The 16,233-nt window shown below is 72.5% G+C and carries 17 protein-coding genes, 2 tRNA genes and 4 pseudogenes; 6 read left to right on the top strand and 17 right to left on the bottom strand.

The window, feature by feature from the left end; all coding sequences use genetic code 11:
- Nucleotides 1-5 precede the first annotated feature (5 nt).
- The 6 genes from H0S67_RS03460 to H0S67_RS03435 all read right to left on the bottom strand — a co-directional run bounded on the left by H0S67_RS03460 (nucleotide 6) and on the right by H0S67_RS03435 (nucleotide 2,324).
- The gene (locus H0S67_RS03460) at nucleotides 6-1,055 is read right to left on the bottom strand and encodes a UDP-N-acetylmuramate dehydrogenase (protein WP_180935451.1); all 1,050 of its coding nucleotides are present in this window, start codon (nucleotides 1,053-1,055) and stop codon (nucleotides 6-8) included.
- Complete coding sequence (locus tag H0S67_RS03455; protein WP_180935450.1) at nucleotides 1,048-1,440, bottom strand: MaoC/PaaZ C-terminal domain-containing protein; 393 nt, start codon at nucleotides 1,438-1,440, stop codon at nucleotides 1,048-1,050. Before H0S67_RS03455 ends, H0S67_RS03460 begins: the two co-directional genes overlap by 8 nt.
- Nucleotides 1,437-1,844: an FAS1-like dehydratase domain-containing protein gene (locus H0S67_RS03450; RefSeq protein WP_180935449.1), complete on the bottom strand. Its 408-nt coding sequence runs from the start codon at nucleotides 1,842-1,844 to the stop codon at nucleotides 1,437-1,439. Before H0S67_RS03450 ends, H0S67_RS03455 begins: the two co-directional genes overlap by 4 nt.
- A 71-nt stretch (nucleotides 1,845-1,915) precedes the next feature.
- On the bottom strand, nucleotides 1,916-2,086 hold the full coding sequence (gene rpmG, locus H0S67_RS03445; RefSeq protein WP_121804265.1) for a 50S ribosomal protein L33: 171 nt from the start codon (nucleotides 2,084-2,086) through the stop codon (nucleotides 1,916-1,918).
- A 39-nt stretch (nucleotides 2,087-2,125) separates the two neighbouring features.
- Nucleotides 2,126-2,199 (bottom strand) — tRNA-Met (locus tag H0S67_RS03440).
- A 52-nt stretch (nucleotides 2,200-2,251) separates the two neighbouring features.
- A tRNA-Thr gene (locus tag H0S67_RS03435) sits at nucleotides 2,252-2,324 on the bottom strand.
- A gap of 169 nt (nucleotides 2,325-2,493) precedes the next feature.
- On the opposite strand from H0S67_RS03435, the gene H0S67_RS03430 reads away from it, so the two are divergent.
- A complete protein-coding gene (locus H0S67_RS03430) occupies nucleotides 2,494-3,150 on the top strand; it encodes a thioesterase family protein (RefSeq protein ID WP_219635667.1) in 657 nt (218 codons plus the stop codon).
- Between the two features lie 30 nt (nucleotides 3,151-3,180).
- On the opposite strand, the gene H0S67_RS03425 is transcribed toward H0S67_RS03430, so the two are convergent.
- The 3 genes and pseudogenes from H0S67_RS03425 to H0S67_RS03420 form a co-directional block, all read right to left on the bottom strand.
- Nucleotides 3,181-4,251 carry an amidase gene (locus H0S67_RS03425; RefSeq protein ID WP_281368949.1) on the bottom strand — a complete coding sequence of 357 codons (1,071 nt, stop codon included), beginning with the start codon at nucleotides 4,249-4,251 and terminating at the stop codon, nucleotides 3,181-3,183.
- Between the two features lie 85 nt (nucleotides 4,252-4,336).
- Nucleotides 4,337-4,579: pseudogene (locus tag H0S67_RS26400) on the bottom strand (amidase); the annotation flags it as partial.
- Nucleotides 4,580-4,638: 59 nt separating this feature from the next.
- A complete protein-coding gene (locus tag H0S67_RS03420; protein WP_180935448.1) occupies nucleotides 4,639-5,850 on the bottom strand; it encodes an ROK family protein in 1,212 nt (403 codons plus the stop codon).
- A gap of 96 nt (nucleotides 5,851-5,946) precedes the next feature.
- Between H0S67_RS03420 and zwf the strand changes: the two are divergent.
- The 4 genes and pseudogenes from zwf to eda form a co-directional block, all read left to right on the top strand.
- Nucleotides 5,947-7,305: pseudogene (gene zwf / locus H0S67_RS27780) on the top strand (glucose-6-phosphate dehydrogenase); the annotation flags it as partial.
- 8 nt (nucleotides 7,306-7,313) lie between these two features.
- Nucleotides 7,314-7,457: a hypothetical protein gene (locus tag H0S67_RS23085; RefSeq protein ID WP_219635457.1), complete on the top strand. Its 144-nt coding sequence runs from the start codon at nucleotides 7,314-7,316 to the stop codon at nucleotides 7,455-7,457.
- A complete protein-coding gene (gene edd / locus H0S67_RS03410; RefSeq protein ID WP_180935447.1) occupies nucleotides 7,454-9,334 on the top strand; it encodes a phosphogluconate dehydratase in 1,881 nt (626 codons plus the stop codon). The genes H0S67_RS23085 and edd overlap by 4 nt, the downstream gene beginning before the upstream one ends.
- A complete protein-coding gene (gene eda, locus H0S67_RS03405) occupies nucleotides 9,321-9,953 on the top strand; it encodes a bifunctional 4-hydroxy-2-oxoglutarate aldolase/2-dehydro-3-deoxy-phosphogluconate aldolase (protein WP_180935446.1) in 633 nt (210 codons plus the stop codon). The genes edd and eda overlap by 14 nt, the downstream gene beginning before the upstream one ends.
- A 49-nt stretch (nucleotides 9,954-10,002) precedes the next feature.
- Here eda and H0S67_RS03400 read toward each other — a convergent pair whose 3' ends face one another.
- Genes H0S67_RS03400 through H0S67_RS03390 form a run of 3 tightly spaced genes read right to left on the bottom strand, consistent with a single transcriptional unit; the run spans nucleotide 10,003 to nucleotide 11,721 of the window.
- Nucleotides 10,003-10,356: a hypothetical protein gene (locus H0S67_RS03400; protein ID WP_246355088.1), complete on the bottom strand. Its 354-nt coding sequence runs from the start codon at nucleotides 10,354-10,356 to the stop codon at nucleotides 10,003-10,005.
- On the bottom strand, nucleotides 10,353-10,940 hold the full coding sequence (locus tag H0S67_RS03395) for a DNA-3-methyladenine glycosylase I (RefSeq protein WP_180935445.1): 588 nt from the start codon (nucleotides 10,938-10,940) through the stop codon (nucleotides 10,353-10,355). The genes H0S67_RS03400 and H0S67_RS03395 overlap by 4 nt, the downstream gene beginning before the upstream one ends.
- A 52-nt stretch (nucleotides 10,941-10,992) precedes the next feature.
- Nucleotides 10,993-11,721, bottom strand: coding sequence for a flavodoxin family protein (locus tag H0S67_RS03390; protein ID WP_180935444.1), 729 nt, complete (start codon nucleotides 11,719-11,721; stop codon nucleotides 10,993-10,995).
- Between the two features lie 87 nt (nucleotides 11,722-11,808).
- Here H0S67_RS03390 and H0S67_RS03385 point away from each other — a divergent pair, with 87 nt between their 5' ends.
- Nucleotides 11,809-12,159, top strand: coding sequence for a TfoX/Sxy family protein (locus H0S67_RS03385; RefSeq protein WP_180935443.1), 351 nt, complete (start codon nucleotides 11,809-11,811; stop codon nucleotides 12,157-12,159).
- 24 nt (nucleotides 12,160-12,183) lie between these two features.
- Here the strand turns inward: H0S67_RS03385 and H0S67_RS24335 are convergent.
- The 5 genes and pseudogenes from H0S67_RS24335 to H0S67_RS03370 form a co-directional block, all read right to left on the bottom strand.
- Nucleotides 12,184-12,441 (bottom strand): annotated as a pseudogene (locus H0S67_RS24335) (pirin-like C-terminal cupin domain-containing protein); the annotation flags it as partial.
- Nucleotides 12,387-13,028 (bottom strand): pirin family protein, encoded by a 642-nt coding sequence (locus H0S67_RS03380; protein ID WP_246355321.1) that lies wholly within the window; start codon nucleotides 13,026-13,028, stop codon nucleotides 12,387-12,389. The pseudogene H0S67_RS24335 and the gene H0S67_RS03380, both read right to left, overlap by 55 nt.
- Nucleotides 13,028-13,177, bottom strand: a complete 150-nt coding sequence (locus tag H0S67_RS24330; protein WP_246355087.1) for a hypothetical protein — start codon at nucleotides 13,175-13,177, stop codon at nucleotides 13,028-13,030. Before H0S67_RS24330 ends, H0S67_RS03380 begins: the two co-directional genes overlap by 1 nt.
- 76 nt (nucleotides 13,178-13,253) lie before the next feature.
- A complete protein-coding gene (locus H0S67_RS03375; protein ID WP_180935442.1) occupies nucleotides 13,254-14,813 on the bottom strand; it encodes a DUF1905 domain-containing protein in 1,560 nt (519 codons plus the stop codon).
- Between the two features lie 159 nt (nucleotides 14,814-14,972).
- Nucleotides 14,973-16,057: pseudogene (locus H0S67_RS03370) on the bottom strand (aromatic ring-hydroxylating oxygenase subunit alpha).
- Nucleotides 16,058-16,233: the final 176 nt, after the last annotated feature.

Raw genomic sequence — 16,233 nt, 5'->3', positions numbered from 1 at the left:
ACGCCCTAGAGCTCGCAGCCGACCAGCACCGGCTCGTTGACGAGCCGGATGCCGAAGCGACCCTCCACGCCGTCGCGCACCTCGCGGGCCAGCGCCAGCAGGTCGCCGGCGCTCGCGTCGCCCCGGTTGGTCAGGGCGAGCGTGTGCTTGGTCGACAGGCTCGCCAGGGCGTTCCCGTGGCCCTTGCCGAAGCCGGCGTGCTCGATCAGCCAGGCGGCGCTGGTCTTGACGCGGCCGTCCGGTTGCGGCCACGCGGGGGCACCCTCCGGCACGGCTTCGGGCGCCACGACCGGGTTCGTGAAGAACGACCCGGCGCTCCAGGTGTCGTGGTCGGCGGCGTCGAGCACCATGCCCTTGCCCCGGCGCAGCCCCAGGACGGCCTCGCGGACCTCGCCCAGCGGGGCCCGTCCCCCGGGCTCGACCCCCAGCGTGCGGGCCAGCTCGGCGTAGGCGACCGGGGCGCCCAGGCTGCCCTGGCGGAACTGGAAGGTCACCTCGAGCACCACGTGCCGGCCTCCCCACGGATCCAGCCGGTCTGCCTTGAAGCGGCTGTGCCGGTAGCCGAAGCCGCAGTCGGCGTTGGCGAAGGTGCGCACGCCCTTGAGGACGCGGTCCCAGACGCGCACGGAGGCGATCGTCTGGGAGACCTCCTGGCCGTAGGCCCCCACGTTCTGGATGGGGGTGGCGCCGACGGAGCCCGGGATGCCGGAGAGCGCCTCGACCCCGACCCACTGGGAGGCGACGGCGCGCGCCACGAGGTCGTCCCACGTCTCGCCGGCCTCCACGGTGGCCAGGACCCCGCCGCAGGTGCCCTGCCCGTCGGCGTCCTCGACGTCGGGGCGGATGCCGCGGGTGGCCACCCTCACCACCGTGCCGTCGAAGCCCTCGTCGGAGACCACGAGGTTGCTCCCGCCGCCCAGGACCAGGACCGGGACGCCGGCCTCGTCGGCCCGGCGTACGGCGTCGACGAGCTGGTCGGTGGTCGTGGCGGTGACGAGCTCGCGCGCGGGACCGCCGAGGCGGAGGGTGGTGTGGTCGCGGAGCAGCTCAGGCACGCACGACTGCCTTGGGCATGCCGAGCACCTTCTGGCCGCCACAGGTGACGGTCAGCGCCACGGTGGTCAGCCCGTCGTCGCCGGGCTTGGCCTCGCCGGCCACCTCGATGTCGACGCCGCCCTCGGCGGGCACGACGACCGGGTTGGTGAACTTGCAGCCGAAGCTGACCACCTCGGCGCCGGGGAACCACGTCGAGACCGCGCGGGCGGCCAGCGCCATCGTGTACATGCCGTGGGCGATCACGCCCGGCAGGCCGACGCTGCGGGCGACCGTCTCGTCCTGGTGGATGGGGTTGTGGTCGCCGCTGGCCTCGGCATAGGCGACGAGGTCGGCCCGGGTGATGGTGAAGACCTGGGTGCCAAGACTCGTGGGTTCGGCGCTCATGCGCCCTCCTCCCCCGCGCGGTGGACCAGGGTCGCGGTGGTGGTGCACACCAGCGCGCCGCCGGCGTCGGTGATCTGGCTGGCGGTGCCGATGATGTCGTTGCCGCCGATCTGGCGCAGGCTCGCCACCGTCAGCGTCGCGGTGAGCTCGTCGCCGGGGACGACGGGGCGCTCGTAGTGGAACTTCTGCTCGCCGTGGACGATCCGGAAGAGGTCGATCGACTCGGCCTCGAGGAAGGCGTTCATCGCGTCGAAGGCCAGCACGATCGGGAACGTCGCGGGCACCGGGCCGCCGGCGTACTCACCGCCCGTGGCGGCGACGAAGGCGCGGACCTTGTCCTCGGAGACGGTGTACGGGCTGGTCGGCGGGAACTCCCGACCGACGAGCGACTGGTCGACTGGCATGGGCCCCAAAATAGACGTTGACCCGCCCGATGACTTCGGGCGGGTCGACGTGAGGACTGGTGCGTGCGCGCTCAGCGGGTCTCGCGGTGCGCGGTGTGCTTGCGGCAACGCGGGCAGAACTTGGCCAGCTCGAGCCGGTCGGGGTCGTTGCGGCGGTTCTTCTTGGTGATGTAGTTGCGCTCCTTGCAGTCCACGCACGCGAGCGTGATCTTGGGGCGAACATCGGAGCTCTTGCTGGCCACGGGAAGTCCTTTTGTTGCTGGTCTTTGGGTCGAACTGAGTAGCGGGGGCGGGACTCGAACCCGCGACACCACGATTATGAGCCGTGTGCTCTAACCACCTGAGCTACCCCGCCACCGGGACAGGGCACTCGGGCCAGAATACTGGCCCTCGCAACCCACACCCAGAGCCCCTTTACGGAATCGAACCGTAGACCTTCTCCTTACCATGGAGACGCTCTGCCGACTGAGCTAAAGGGGCAACGAGCGAGAACAATACACAGGGAGACACGTGATCGAAAAATCGGCTCAGCACCCCTGTTTCTACCGCCTGATCGACACCTCCCGGGACGGTCGGGAGACCTTCGAGTCGATGCCCTCGACGGCCGGTCCGTGGACCCCGGACGCCCAGCACGGCGGTCCCCCCGGCCCTGCTCGCCCGCGCGCTGGAGCGGCTCTCCGACGCCACGATCGCCCGGTTCACGATGGAGCTGCACGGCCCGGTGCCGGTCGGTCCACTGACGACCTCCGCCACCGTGCTGCGGCCCGGTCGCTCGGTGCAGCTGGTCGGGTCCGAGCTGTACGACGTCGCCCGGGGCAGGGTCGTCGCCACGGCGACCGCGTGGCTGTTCCCGGCGTCCGACGAGGGACCCGAGCAGCCCAAGCCGCCACAGCACGGGCCTGCCGACGGGGTGCCCCACGAGCGGCCCACCGCCTGGCACGGCGGCTACCTCGACGCGGTCGAGTGGCGCTGGATCTCCGGCTCGGTCGAGACGCCCGGTCCCGGCGTCGTGTGGATGCGTCCACCAGCGCTGGTCGAGGGCGAGGACGTCTCGCCGGTCCAGCGGCTGCTCGCCTGCGCGGACTCGGCCTCGGGTGTGAGCGCCGCGCTCGACGTGCGCCGGTGGGCGTTCCTCAACACCGAGCTCACCGTGCACGTGCTGAGGCCACCGGTCGGCGAGTGGGTCTGCCTCGACGCCGAGACGACCCTGGGCCCGGGAGCCGTCGGTCTCGCCACCTCCGCGGTGTCGGACCAGGCCGGGCTGGTGGCGCGCACCTCCCAGGCGCTGCTGGTGGCGCCTCGGTAGGTCGCCCACTCGGGCCCACCTGCGCCGACCCTAGTCCTGGATCCGCGCCCAGGGCCGGGCCTCCTCGAGCTCGTAGGCCAGCTCGAGCAGCGTGGCCTCCCGGCCCGCGGCGGCGCCGAACATCATGCCCTGGGGCAGTCCGGCCGCCGTGGTCGCCAGCGGCAGGGAGACGGCGGGCTCGCCGGTGGCGTTCTGCAGCGGCGTGAAGGCCACCCACTCGAGCATCCGCTCCATGATCGTGTCGTGGTCCTGGGTCGGGTCGAGGTGGCCCACCCGCGGGGTCTGGGTCGCCAGCGTGGGCGTGAGCACGACGTCGTAGGAGCCGTAGAACGCCCCGGTGAGGTGGCGCGAGCGCTTCAGCCGGGCGATGGCGAGCGGCATCCGGTGCAGGTGGCGCCGGGCGTGCCGGGCCAGGCCGAGGGTCAGGTTGTCCAGCTTGTCGGGGTCCCAGTCGCGGCCGTGGCGGCGCCGGCCGGTGCGCACGATCGCCCACGCGAGCAACGACCAGTAGAGGAGGAAGTCGTCGGGGAAGGACTCCGGGACCGGCGCGGTCGTCGGCGTGACGCGGTGGCCGAGCTCCTCGAGCAGCCGGGCCGTCTTCAGGGTGAGGTCCGCGACCTCCGGGGAGGCCTCGGCCCCCACCCCCTCGGTCACGACGGCGACCCGCAGCCGGGCCCGCCCCGGGCGGGTGATGTCGCCGACGGGCGGGAGGTGGAGTGCCCGGTAGACCTTCTCGGCCTCGCGGTAGAACGCCGCGGTGTCGCGCACCGACCGGGTGACGACCCCGTCGGAGACGATCCGGACCGGCATGTCGCGCAGCAGCTTGTCCTGCGCCAGCCGGTCCCGGGTCGGCTTGAGCCCGACCAGGCCGTTGACCGACGCGGGGATGCGGATCGAGCCGCCGCCGTCGTTCGCGTGTGCGAGGGGTACGGCGCCGGCCGCGACGAGGGCGGCCGACCCCGCGGACGAGGCGCCGGCGGAGTGGTCCGGGTCCCACGGGGAGCGCACCGGGCCGAGGCGGGGATGCTCCGCGGCCGGGCTGAAGCCGAACTCCGAGAGCTGGGTCTTGCCCAGCGGCACCAGGCCGGTGGCCAGGAACATCCGGGCGAAGTCGCCGTCGGGGCCGCGGGGCGGAGGTGTAGGCGTCGGTGCCCTGCTGGGTCGGCATGCCCGCGACGTCGACGTTGTCCTTGACGAAGGTCGGCACGCCCGCGAAGAAGCCACCGCGGGGGCTGCGGGCCTCCGCGCGGGCCCGGTCGAAGGCCGGGTAGGCGATCGCGTTGAGCACCGGGTCCACCCGCTCCGCGCGGGCGATCGCCGCCTCCACGACCTCGGGCACGGACACCGCACCCGACTGGATCCGGGCCACCAGCCCCACCGTGTCGAGGTCACCGAGGGCGTCGTCACCGAATGCATGCACGCGGGTCATGCGACTCAACCTATGACAGCGCGCGGCACCTCAGGGCAGCACCTCGACCGCGCAGCACCTCACCGCAGGGAGTCGGCGGGCACCGGAGGGGCGTGCGTCATCAGCCGGGCGTCGACGGCTGCGGGTGACAGGACGTGGTCGAGGGCCAGGGCCGCGCAGCCCACCAGCCCGGCCCGGTCGCCGTGGGTCGCGGGCACGATCTGCAGGTCACGAGTCGCGAGCGCCCCCGCCCGGGTGTAGACGCTCTCGCGGATCCCGCCGGCGTACACGTCGAACGCCGCGGCCATGTCGCCGCCGACCACGACCGTCGCCGGGTTGAGCAGGTTGATCGCCACCGCCAGCAGCTCACCGAGCCGGCGCCCGCTCTCGCGCAGCAGCCCTCGCGCCTCGGCGTCGCCGCGGAGGGCGAGCGCGACCAGGTCGCGCACGTGCCCGACCCGGTGCCCCCCGGACTCCTCGAGCCGGCCCACCAGGGCCCAGCCGCCGGCCACCGCCTCCAGGCAGCCGGTCCGGCCGCAACGGCAGGGGAGGCCGTCGGCCGCCTCGATCCAGGTGTGCCCGATCTCGCCGGCCGCGCCGCGGTGGCCGGAGAGCACCCGACCCTCGGCGACGATGCCCAGGCCCAGGCCGGTCGAGGCCTTCACCACCAGGGCGTCGCGGAGCGCGCCAGGTCGCCCGAGCAGCTCCGAGCGCGCCAGCACGTCGCAGTCGTTGCCCACGAACAGCGGGGCGTCGGCCAGCCCGGAGAGGTACGGCGCGAGCTCCACGCCGTTCCACCCCGCCATCACCGGGGAGTCGATGCTCAGCCCGCGCAGGGCGTCGACGGTGCCGGGCAGGCTCAGCCCGAACCCCGCCACCGGGGCCTCCACGTCCTCGAGCAGCCCGGCCAGCCGCTCGGCGACCCGCGGCATGAGCTCGTCGGGCCCGACGCCGACCCGGTGGTCGGCGGAGTCGGCCGCCAGCTCGGTGCCCTCGAGGTCGAAGACCCCCAGCTGGCTGCGGGAGCGTCCGATGGCGACGGCGGCCACGACCCCGGCGTCCTTGTTGAAGACCAGGGCACCGGGGGGCCGGCCCCCGGTGGAGGCGAGCTCCTCCCCCAGCAGCACCAGGCCGGCGGAGGTGAGGGTGGAGACCCGGCTGACGACCGCAGTCCGGGACAGGCCGGTGAGCCGCCGGAGGTCCGAGCGGGTGCTGGCCCGGCCGGTGCGGACCAGCTCCAGCAGCTGTCCGGCGGTGGCCGGAGCGGCCGACTCGCGCAGCGTCTCGTTCATGACCCTCCTCACCGACACCGTACGTTCATCACTTTGATCTCGAAAATACCTTAGTCATGCTTGTATCGATCCAAACTTCTCCCTACGGTTGTCCGCATGGACCAGAACGCCACCTCCCACACGGTCCCGGCCTCGTGTGACTTCACCGTCTTCGGCGGGACGGGAGACCTGGCGCTGCGCAAGCTCCTGCCGGCGCTCTACCACCGCGACCTCGAGGGCCAGCTGCCCGACGACACCCGGATCCTGGGCATCTCGCGCTCCGACCTCGACGACGACGGCTGGCGGGCCGAGGTCCGCAACGCCCTGACCGCGTTCGTCGCGGCCGACGACCTCGACGCCGTCACGGTGGACCGCTTCCTCGGCCGGCTGCGCCACCTCATGCTCGACGCCCAGCGGCCCGACGACTGGCACCGCTTCCACGCCCTCCTCAAGGAGCGGCCCCGCGCGGAGGAGACCGTGCGCGTCTTCTACCTCGCCGTCGCGCCGTCGCTCTTCGGCGACATCAGCCGACGCCTCGACGAGATCGGCGTCGTCGACGAGCGCGCCCGGGTCGTGCTGGAGAAGCCGATCGGGCACGACCTCGCCTCCGCCCAGGCGGTCAACGACGCGGTCGGCCGCGTCTTCGCGGAGTCGCAGATCTTCCGCATCGACCACTACCTCGGCAAGGAGAGCGTGCAGAACCTGCTGGTCACGCGCTTCGCCAACGCCTTCCTCGAGCCGCTGTGGAACTCCCGGTGGGTCGACCACGTGCAGATCACCGTCGCCGAGTCCCTCGGCGTCGGCGAGCGCGGCGGCTACTACGACCAGGCCGGCGCGATGCGCGACATGGTCCAGAACCACCTGCTCCAGCTGCTGTGCCTGGTGGCCATGGAGCCGCCCTCGCACGTGGGACGCGAGACCGTCCGCGACGAGAAGCTCAAGGTGCTGCAGGCCCTCAAGCCGATGACACCCGTCGACGTCGACCGCGACACCGTCCGGGGCCGCTACACGGCCGGACTGGTCGACGGCGAGGCCGTGTCGTCGTACGTCGACGACCTGGCCGCGACCGACCTCCAGGGCTCGGGCAGCCGGACCGAGACGTTCGTCGCGATGCGCACCGAGGTGCAGAACTGGCGCTGGGCGGGCGTGCCGTTCTACCTGCGCACCGGCAAGCGGATGGACCGCCGGGCCTCCGAGATCGTCGTGGTCTTCAAGGCACCGCCCCACCACATGTTCCCCCACAGCGAGGGCACCACCGAGCCCAACCGGCTGCACATCCAGGTGCAGCCCGACGAGGGGATGCGCCTGCACCTGACCGCCAAGGAGCCGGGCCCCGGCGGGATCCGGCTGCGGCCGGTGTCGCTGGACCTCAGCTACGCCACGGCGTTCGAGCAGCGCCTCCCCGATGCCTACGAGCGTCTGCTGATGGACGTCATCAAGGGCAACCCCACCCTGTTCATGCGCCGCGACGAGGTCGAGGCGGCATGGACGTGGGTGGAGCCGATCCTCACCCGCTGGGCAACGTCGCCCGACCACCGCTGCGCTACCCGGCCGGCACGAGCGGGCCCATCGCCGCCACCACGCTCCTCGAGCGTGAGGGCCGTTCCTGGCAGGAGTCCGACCAGTGACCACCTCGTCCCACAGTCCCCTCCACCCCGTCGTCGTCGACGTGACCGCGCGCATCGTCGAGCGCAGCGCGGCCGGTCGTTCGGCGTACCTCGAGCGCATCCGGGCCGTCGGCGACCGCGGTCCCGCCCGGGGCCGGCTCGCCTGCGCCAACCTCGCCCACGGCTTCGCGGCCGCGGACGAGCTGGGCAAGCAGGCGCTGCGCGGCCGCACCAAGCCGAACGTCGCGATCGTCTCGGCCTACAACGACATGCTGTCGGCACACCAGCCGTTCGAGACCTACCCGGCCGCGCTGAAGAAGGCCGTGATCCGGGCCGGCGGCATCGCCCAGTTCGCCGGCGGCGTCCCCGCGATGTGCGACGGCATCACCCAGGGCCGCGACGGCATGCAGCTCTCGCTCTACAGCCGCGACGTGATCGCGATGTCGACCGCGATCGCCCTCTCCCACGACATGTTCGACGGCGCGCTGATGCTGGGCGTCTGCGACAAGATCGTGCCCGGCCTGCTGATCGGGGCGCTGTCCTTCGGCCACCTGCCGACCGTCTTCGTGCCCGCGGGGCCGATGGAGTCGGGGCTGCCGAACGGCGAGAAGGCGAAGGTCCGCCAGCTGTACGCCGAGGGCAAGGTCGGCCGCGAGGAGCTGCTCGAGGCCGAGGCCGCGTCGTACCACTCGGCGGGCACGTGCACGTTCTACGGCACCGCCAACTCCAACCAGCTGATCATGGAGGTGCTCGGGCTGCACCTGCCCGGGTCGTCCTTCGTGAACCCGGGGACGCCGCTGCGCGAGGCGCTGACCCGCGCCGCCGGCACCCGGGTCACCGAGCTGACCCGCCAGGGCGGCGAGAACACCCCGATCGGGGAGATCGTCGACGAGAAGGCCATCGTCAACGCGTGCGTCGCGCTGCTGGCCAGCGGCGGGTCGACCAACCACACGCTGCACCTGGTCGCGATCGCCCGCGCGGCCGGCATCACCCTCACCTGGGACGACCTCTCCGACCTCTCGGCCGTGGTGCCGAGCCTGGCGAAGATCTACCCCAACGGCGAGGCGGACGTGAACCACTTCCAGGCCGCCGGCGGGATCGGCTTCCTGGTGCACACGCTGCTGCGCGCCGGGCTGCTGCACGACGACGTCCGCACCGTCGCCGGGCACGGCCTGTGGCGCTACACCACCGAGCCGCGCCTGCGCGGGGACGAGATCAGCTGGGAGGAGGGGCCCAAGGCCTCCCTCGACCTCGACGTCCTGCGTCCGGCCGAGGACCCGTTCGCCCCCGACGGGGGTCTCAAGCTGCTGACCGGCCCGCTGGGCCGTGCCGTCATCAAGACCTCGGCGGTCAAGGCCGAGCACCGGGTCGTCAGCGCGCCGGCCATCGTCTTCGACGACCAGCACGACTTCCTCGCCGCCTTCGGCGAGGGTGCGCTCGACGGCCGCGACTTCGTCGCGGTGATCCGCTACCAGGGCCCGGCCGCCAACGGGATGCCCGAGCTGCACAAGCTCACCCCCGCGCTGGGCGTGCTGCAGGACCGGGGCCAGAAGGTCGCGATCGTCACCGACGGCCGGATGTCCGGGGCGTCGGGCAAGGTCCCGGCCGCCATCCACGTCACCCCCGAGGCCGCCCTGGGTGGCCCGCTCTCGCGGGTGCAGGACGGCGACGGGATCACCGTCGACGCCGTCGGCGGCACCCTCGACCTGCACGTCGACCGGGCCGAGCTGGCCGCCCGCCCCGACACCGGACGCGCCCCGCAGGGGCCGGAGTGGACCGGCACCGGCCGCGAGCTGTTCGCCGCCTTCCGGGCCACCGTGGGCTCCGCCGACACCGGCGCCAGCGTCTTCCCGGGCGTCCCCGTCCCGCCGCAGGAGGTCTCCGTTGTCACCGTCTGACGCCACCCCCGGTCTCCTCGACCGGGTCCCGGTCGTGCCCGTCGTCGTCGTCGACGACCTGGCCCAGGCCGTCCCGGTCGCCCGCGCGCTGGTCGCCGGCGGCCTGCCGGTCATCGAGCTGACGCTGCGCACGCCGGTCGCGCTCGACGCGATCCGGGCGATCGCCGACGAGGTGCCCGAGATCCTGGTGGGCGCCGGCACCGTGCTCACCCCGGGCCAGGCCAAGGAGGCCCGCGACGCGGGGGCACAGTTCCTGGTCTCCCCCGGCGCCACCCCCGCGCTGCTCGCCGGGATGGCCGAGACCGGGCTGCCCTTCCTGCCCGGCACGGCCACCGTGTCGGAGGTGCTGGCCGTCCTCGAGGCCGGCTGGACCGAGATGAAGTTCTTCCCGGCCGAGGCCTCCGGCGGGGCGGCGTTCCTCGCCTCGGTGGCCTCGCCGGTCCCGGCCGCTCGGTTCTGCCCGACCGGCGGGATCACCGCGACCAGCGCCGCGGCGTACCTCGCCCTGCCGAACGTCGGCTGCGTGGGCGGCTCGTGGCTCACCCCCAAGGACGCCCTCGTCGCCGGCGACTGGGCCCGGGTCGAGCAGCTCGCAGCGGCAGCCGCCGCACTCGGCTGAGCCCGGCGCGATCGACCCCCGGGGCGTCGAACGTCCCGGGGGTCTCGCGTCAGAGGATGAAGTAGAGCCCGACCGCGGCGGGGAGCAGGCCCAGCACCAGCCAGGGCGTGAGCGGGCTCTTCTGGTGGATGAGGAAGCCCGCGGCCACGCCGAGCACGCCCACCACCCCGGCGATCACGACCAGCCCGATCTGTGCGCCGGGCTGGGCGTTGTCACCCAGGAAGAGCGCGGCGAGCACCAGGCCCGCGGAGAAGTGCCCGATCGTGGTGACCGCCAGCACCGACATCACCCAGCGCTGCACCGAGCTCATGCTCATCGACTGCCGCGACGCCTGCGGCCGCGGGTTGGCCGGGTCCATCAGGTGCTTGCGCCGCTTGGCGGGCGGGGAGTCGGGCTGCGTCACGTCCCGATTGTCCCCGACCCGCGACGGTGGCACCCCAGCAGGTGCGGGTCGAACACGCCGATCGCCTCCATCAGGGCGAACATCGTGGTCGGGCCGACGAAGGCGAACCCGCGCTTCTTGAGCTCCTTCGACAGCGCCTTCGACTCCGGCGACGTCGTCGCCATCTCCTCCGTGGTGGCCGGCGCCGGCGGCGGGTCGGGGCGGAACGACAGCACCAGCGCCTCGAGGCCCTCACGCTCGCGCAGCGCCACCGTGGCCCGCGCGTTGGTGATCGCGGCGGCGATCTTGAGCCGGTTGCGCACGATCCGGGCGTCCGCCATCAGCCGCGCCGCGTCGGTGTCGTCGTACGCCGCGACAGTGTCGGCGTCGAAGCCGGCGAAGACCTCGCGGAACGCGTCGCGCTTGTTGAGGATCGTGGACCACGACAGCCCCGACTGGAAAGCCTCGAGGGTGAGCCGCTCGAGGTAGGCCGCCTCGCCGCGGACGCGGTTGCCCCACTCGCGGTCGTGGTAGTCGCGCATCACTCCGGGGCCACCCGCCCACGGGCAGCGGTCGATGCCGTCCTCACCGGTCACGGGTCCCATGCGCCGCATCCTGTCACCCGGCGCCGACGGCCCGCGGACCCGCGGGACGCGGTCAGCTCCGGTACTCCGGGTTCTCCCAGTCGAAGCGGGTGCCGGCGTTCCACTCCGAGCGCTGGTTGCCGTAGCCGGGGACCCCGCCGGCGTCGTGCAGCATCCGGGCGAGGTGCATCAGGTTCCAGGTCATGAAGGTGGTGTTGCGGTTGGTGAAGTCGTTCTCCGGACCGCCGCTGCCCGGGTCGAGGTACGACGGCCCGGGGCCGGCCTCGCCGATCCAGCCGGCGTCGGCGTTGGGTGGGATCGTGTACCCGACGTGCTGCAGCGAGTAGAGGACGTTCTGGGCGCAGTGCTTGATCCCGTCCTCGTTGCCGGTGATCAGGCAACCGGCCACCCGGCCGTAGAAGAGGTACTGCCCCTTGTCGTTCAGCATGCTGCTGAGCGAGTAGATCCGCTCGATGAGCTTCTTGGTGATGCTGGAGTTGTCGCCCAGCCAGATCGGGCCTGCCACGACGAGGATCTGGCTCTCCAGGATCCCCGGGTAGATCTCGGGCCAGGCGTCGGTCTCCCAGCCGTGCTCGCGCATGTCGGGGTAGACCCCGGTCGCCACGTCGTGGTCGACGAAGCGCAGCTCGTCGACCTCCACGCCGTGCTTGCGCATGATCGCGGCGCTGGCGTCGACGAGCCCCTGGGTGTGGCTGGGCTCCGGGCTGCGCTTGAGGGTGCAGTTGACGAAGGTGGCCTTCAGGCCGGTGAAGTCGAGGGACAGCTCTGGGGGCTGGGTCATGGAGACACTGTGGCCTCCCGCGCACCACCCGCACATCCCCGAAACATGGTCATCCGCAGCGACCCAAGGGGGTGGTTGGATCGACGCATGCAGATGCCGAAGCACAGCGACGAGGACAAGGCCAGGTTCCGCTCCCTGGTGCCCGAGGGCCCCGGCGTCGAGGTGAAGCCGATGTTCGGCAGCGTCGGTGCGTTCGTGAACGGCAACATGTTCGCGGGCCTCTTCGGCACGGACATCGGCGTCAAGCTCGACCCGGCCGGGCTCGAGGAGCTGGCGGCCCTCGAGGGCTCGGGACCGTTCGGCCCCGAGGAGCGTCCGATGAACGGCTGGCTCTCGGTCCCGTCGTCGCTGACCGGCGAGCAGGTCACCTCCTGGATGGAGCGGGCCCGCGAGCACATCGCCACGCTGCCACCGAAGGCCAGGAAGCAGAAGTCGTAGGCCCCGGGGCGTCGCCCCTGACCCTCAGCGCCGCTCCTTGAGCCTCGCATTCGGAAGTGCGGGCGCAGGGATCGGCGGCAGGTGGTCGCCGACGACCACGCCGAAGCGGCCGGCCCCCACGTCCTGGGAGTCGGCCAGGACGGCACCGTCACGGGTGATCTGGGCCTGCCACTCCTCGCGGAAGGCGACGATCTCCTCGTGGCCCCGGCCCACGAAGTTCCACCACATCACGATGGACTCACCGAACGGCGGACCGCCGAGGAGCAGCAGGCGCACGGGCGCGTCGTACGCCGTGAGCGTGAGGCGGGCGGAGCCGGGCGGGACATAGGCGAGCTCGTGCTGCTTGTCTCCTGACCCGCGACGCCGAGCACGCCGGTGTCGACGAGGACGCCGTGCTCGAAGGTCTCGTCCACGTCCAGCTCGAGCGACGTGCCCGGCTCGAGCAGGAGCTCGGCGCCGAGGAGCGGCGTGAAGGTGGGGACCGGCGACCTGTCACCGAGGAGCGAGCCCAGGAACACCCGCGCCGCCCAGCCGGCACCGGTCACCGCCTCCGGGGCGTGGTGGGCGAAACCCGGCTCGACGTCCCGGTCGGCGTCGGGCAGGGCGACCCACAGCTGGGCGCCGTGCAGCGACCTCGTGTCCGGCGTCGACACCTCCGAGTGGCTGATCCCGCGACCGGCGGTCATCAGGTTGACCTCCCCGGGTCGCACCATCGCGTGGTTGCCGGCGCTGTCGCGGTGCTCGACCTCGCCGGTGAAGAGCCAGCTCACCGTCTGCAGTCCGGTGTGCGGGTGCGGCGCGACGCTCATCCCGCCGGTGTCGAGGACGTCGTCGGGCCCGTAGTGGTCGACGAAGCACCACGCCCCGATCAGGGAGCGGTGCCGCTGCGGAGGGTGCGCCGCACCTGCATCGCCCGCGGGCCGCCGAGCGGCACGTCGCGCGGTGACAACACCTCGACACTCGCCGCCGTCGCCGGCGTGCAGGTCATCTCGTCCGGGTGCCGCTCGGGATTGCTCACGCCCCCAGTGTGGCGCGGACGGCCGCGCGGCACATCCCCGTGCGCGATCCTGCGGAGGCCGTCACCGACGGCTGACTCATCCCTCGACGACGCGCAGGGACACCTCCACGTCGTCGCCGACGTCGAGCCCCTCGGCCCGGCGTACGGCGGTCTTCACGGGCAGCACGTAGCCGCGCGCCTTGTCAGGGAACACCGACGTCCGCCAGGTCGTGCCCCCCACGGTCGCCTCGACCCGCACCGACCCGAACGCCGTGGGCGGCCCCGCCGCGAGGCGCACCTCCTCGTCGGCCTCGGACGACAGCATCACGAACGCCCACGAGCCGACCGACTCGGACGCCCAGATCTCGGCGGTGAAGGTGTGCCGCTCCATGCGCCGATCCTGCCCCGGACGACCGACAGCCGTCGCCTCAGGAGTTGGAGAACACCGCCGGTTGTCGCCGCCCTCTGCGGGTCCCTGGGGCCCGCGGCCCGCCCACGTCCAGGCGTACGCCGGGTCCTCGGCCGCCAGCCCGGCCTCGCCGAGGTCGAGGGGCGCGAAGGTGTCGACCATGACCGCGGACTCGTCGAAGTACTCCGCACCCAGGGAAGCCTCGATCGCGGCGGGCTGCGGCCCGTGCGCGTGGCCGCCCGGGTGCAGCGAGATCGAGCCGATGTTGATGCCCGAGCCCTTGCGCGCCTCGTAGTCGCCGCCGACGTAGAACATGACCTCGTCGCTGTCGACGTTGGAGTGGTAGTAGGGCACCGGCACGGCCAGCGGGTGGTAGTCCACCTTGCGCGGCAGGAAGTTGCAGATCACGAAGTTCCAGCCGTCGAAGACCTGGTGCACCGGCGGCGGCTGGTGGATCTTGCCGGTGATCGGCATGTAGTCGTCGATGTTGAACGTGTAGGGGTAGAGACACCCGTCCCAGCCGACCACGTCGAAGGGGTGGGTCGCGTAGGTCATCCGGGTGCCGACGATGCCGGCGCTGGTGCGGTGCTTGACCAGCACCTCGACGTCCTCGCCCTCGACGAGGAGCGTCTCGGTCGGGCCGTGCAGGTCGCGCTCGCAGTACGGCGCGTGCTCGAGCAGCTGGCCGTAGCGGGAGAGGTAGCGCTTCGGCGGGGCGATGTGGCTGTTGGCCTCGATCGGGTAGAGCCGCGACGGCTCCCCGGGGACCCACCGGTGCGTCGTCGAGCGAGGGATCACCACGTAGTCGCCCTGCCGGTAGGACAGCACCCCGAAGACCGTCTCGACGCGGCCGCTGCCGGCCTCGACGTACACGCACTCGTCGCCGATCGCGTTGCGGTAGTACGGCGAGGGCTCGGTGCCGGTGACGACGTAGCCGATCCGGACGTCGTTGTTGCCGAGCACGAGGCGGCGCTCGGTGACCGCGTCGGCGCCCGCGTGCGGGAACAGCGTGTGCAGCTTGAGGTGCCGTGGCTTGAGCGGGTGGTTGGGGGTGCGCGTCTGGTCGGGAAGGTCCCACACCTCCGAGCCGACGATCGCCGACGGCACGCCCCGGTGATAGAGCAGCGAGGAGTCGGAGGAGAAGCCCTCCTCGCCCATCAGCTCTTCGTAGTAGAGCTGCCCCTCGGCGTTGCGGAACTGCGTGTGCCGCTTCGGGGGGACCTCGCCGACCTGCCGGTAGTGCGCCATGGGTGAACCTCCGCTGACTCCGTTTATCGGACACCTATCTCCGATATTCGCGCACAGCCTACGCCTCGTCGCCAGCAACCGGATAGTCCCCGCCGTCTGGCACGCCTGTCCAGGCTCAGGGCTGTGCCGATCGGCGGGGACTGTCCGTGGCGGTGGCTGTCAGACGGCCCGCTCCCCCTCGCGCCCCAGGTAGGCCTCGGCGACGAACCGGACGAAGTGGTGCACGCCGTCCTCGCTCGGCGCCATCGGCCCGGGCCGGTAGCCGGGGGCGCGCATGCCGCGCTGCACCGACTCGCAGGCCGCCCAGTCCTGGCGGTTGGTGAGGTCCCAGAAGTCGACGGCGTACGCCGGGTCGAAGCCGGCCCCCTCCGCGACCTCCCGCGGGAAGGCCCAGGAGCAGCGCACCCGGGTCCGGTCCGGGGCCAGCGGGTCAGCACGTGGGTCATCACGTAGTCGGGGTGCAGGCTGAGCAGCAGGTTGGGCAGCACCGCGACGTACATGACAGTCCGCCGCTCGTGGTCGTCGAGGCGCGCGATGGCCGTGCCGCCGCTGCGCCCGTCCAGCGACATCGTCTCCGCGCCCGCCCGCAGGTCCATCCAGCCGCCGACCCAGTCGCCGTCCTGCTCGAGGTTCTCACCGCTCTCCGGCGGGCTCACCCGACACAGCTCGGGGTGGATCATCGGGCAGTGGTAGCACTCCTGGAAGTTCTCGATCAGCACCTTCCAGTTGGCCGCGACGTCGTACTCGTGCACGGCCGGCGTCACCAGCGCCTCGCCGTCGTACGGCGCCACGATCGTCTCGAGGGCCCCGATGTGCTCCTCGAACGACCCGCCACCGCCGGCGCGGTCGACGAAGACCCAGCCGTGCCACTCGCGCACGTCCAGCGACCGCAGGCTGAAGTCGGCCGGGTCGAAGCCGGGAACCCTCCTGAAGCCGGGGGCGCCCCGCAGCGTCCCGTCGAACCGGTAGCTCCACGCGTGGTAGGGGCAGACGATCGCCTTCGCCGTCGCCGAGCCGCCGCACGGCAGCAGCTCGTGGCCGCGGTGCCGGCACGCGTTCTCGAAGGCGCGCAGCTCGCCGTCACGGTCCCGCGTCAGCAGGACGCCGTAGCCGCCCAGCGACTCCGCCGCCAAACCGCCGACCGGGACGTCCTCGGCACGCCCGACGCACAACCAGCCGTCGAACAGGTGGTCCCGCTCCCATGCGAGCACCACGTCCTCCAGGTAGGCGGCCCGGGGCAGCATCCGCGCCTCCCCGAACGGCCGCAGCGCCAGGGCGACCTCGGTCGGATCGAGCGGCGCGGGCGGGACCTTCGCAGCGGTGACCGTCACGGCGACCACCCCTTCCTTGAACGACCGTTCAATGCTAGGCCTCACCCGTGAACACGTCGAGGCCACCGGCGGACTTCTCCCCCGCGTGA

The sequence above is a fragment of the Nocardioides ungokensis genome (assembly GCF_013466985.1).
GTDB lineage: Bacteria > Actinomycetota > Actinomycetes > Propionibacteriales > Nocardioidaceae > Nocardioides > Nocardioides ungokensis.
This window is presented reverse-complemented; position numbering and strand designations above follow the sequence as displayed.

What these genes read in the sequence shown, in the direction of transcription:
- H0S67_RS03420 (WP_180935448.1), bottom strand. Translation starts at nt 5,850, where the DNA reads ATGAACGAGACGCTGCGCGAGTCGGCCGCTCCGGCCACCGCCGGACAG.
- H0S67_RS03390 (WP_180935444.1), bottom strand. Translation starts at nt 11,721, where the DNA reads ATGACCCAGCCCCCAGAGCTGTCCCTCGACTTCACCGGCCTGAAGGCC.
- H0S67_RS03385 (WP_180935443.1), top strand. Translation starts at nt 11,809, where the DNA reads ATGCAGATGCCGAAGCACAGCGACGAGGACAAGGCCAGGTTCCGCTCC.
- H0S67_RS03395 (WP_180935445.1), bottom strand. Translation starts at nt 10,940, where the DNA reads ATGGGACCCGTGACCGGTGAGGACGGCATCGACCGCTGCCCGTGGGCG.
- H0S67_RS03450 (WP_180935449.1), bottom strand. Translation starts at nt 1,844, where the DNA reads ATGCCAGTCGACCAGTCGCTCGTCGGTCGGGAGTTCCCGCCGACCAGC.
- H0S67_RS03455 (WP_180935450.1), bottom strand. Translation starts at nt 1,440, where the DNA reads ATGAGCGCCGAACCCACGAGTCTTGGCACCCAGGTCTTCACCATCACC.
- H0S67_RS03375 (WP_180935442.1), bottom strand. Translation starts at nt 14,813, where the DNA reads ATGGCGCACTACCGGCAGGTCGGCGAGGTCCCCCCGAAGCGGCACACG.
- H0S67_RS03425 (WP_281368949.1), bottom strand. Translation starts at nt 4,251, where the DNA reads ATGTTCCTGGCCACCGGCCTGGTGCCGCTGGGCAAGACCCAGCTCTCG.
- H0S67_RS23085 (WP_219635457.1), top strand. Translation starts at nt 7,314, where the DNA reads ATGGACGTGGGTGGAGCCGATCCTCACCCGCTGGGCAACGTCGCCCGA.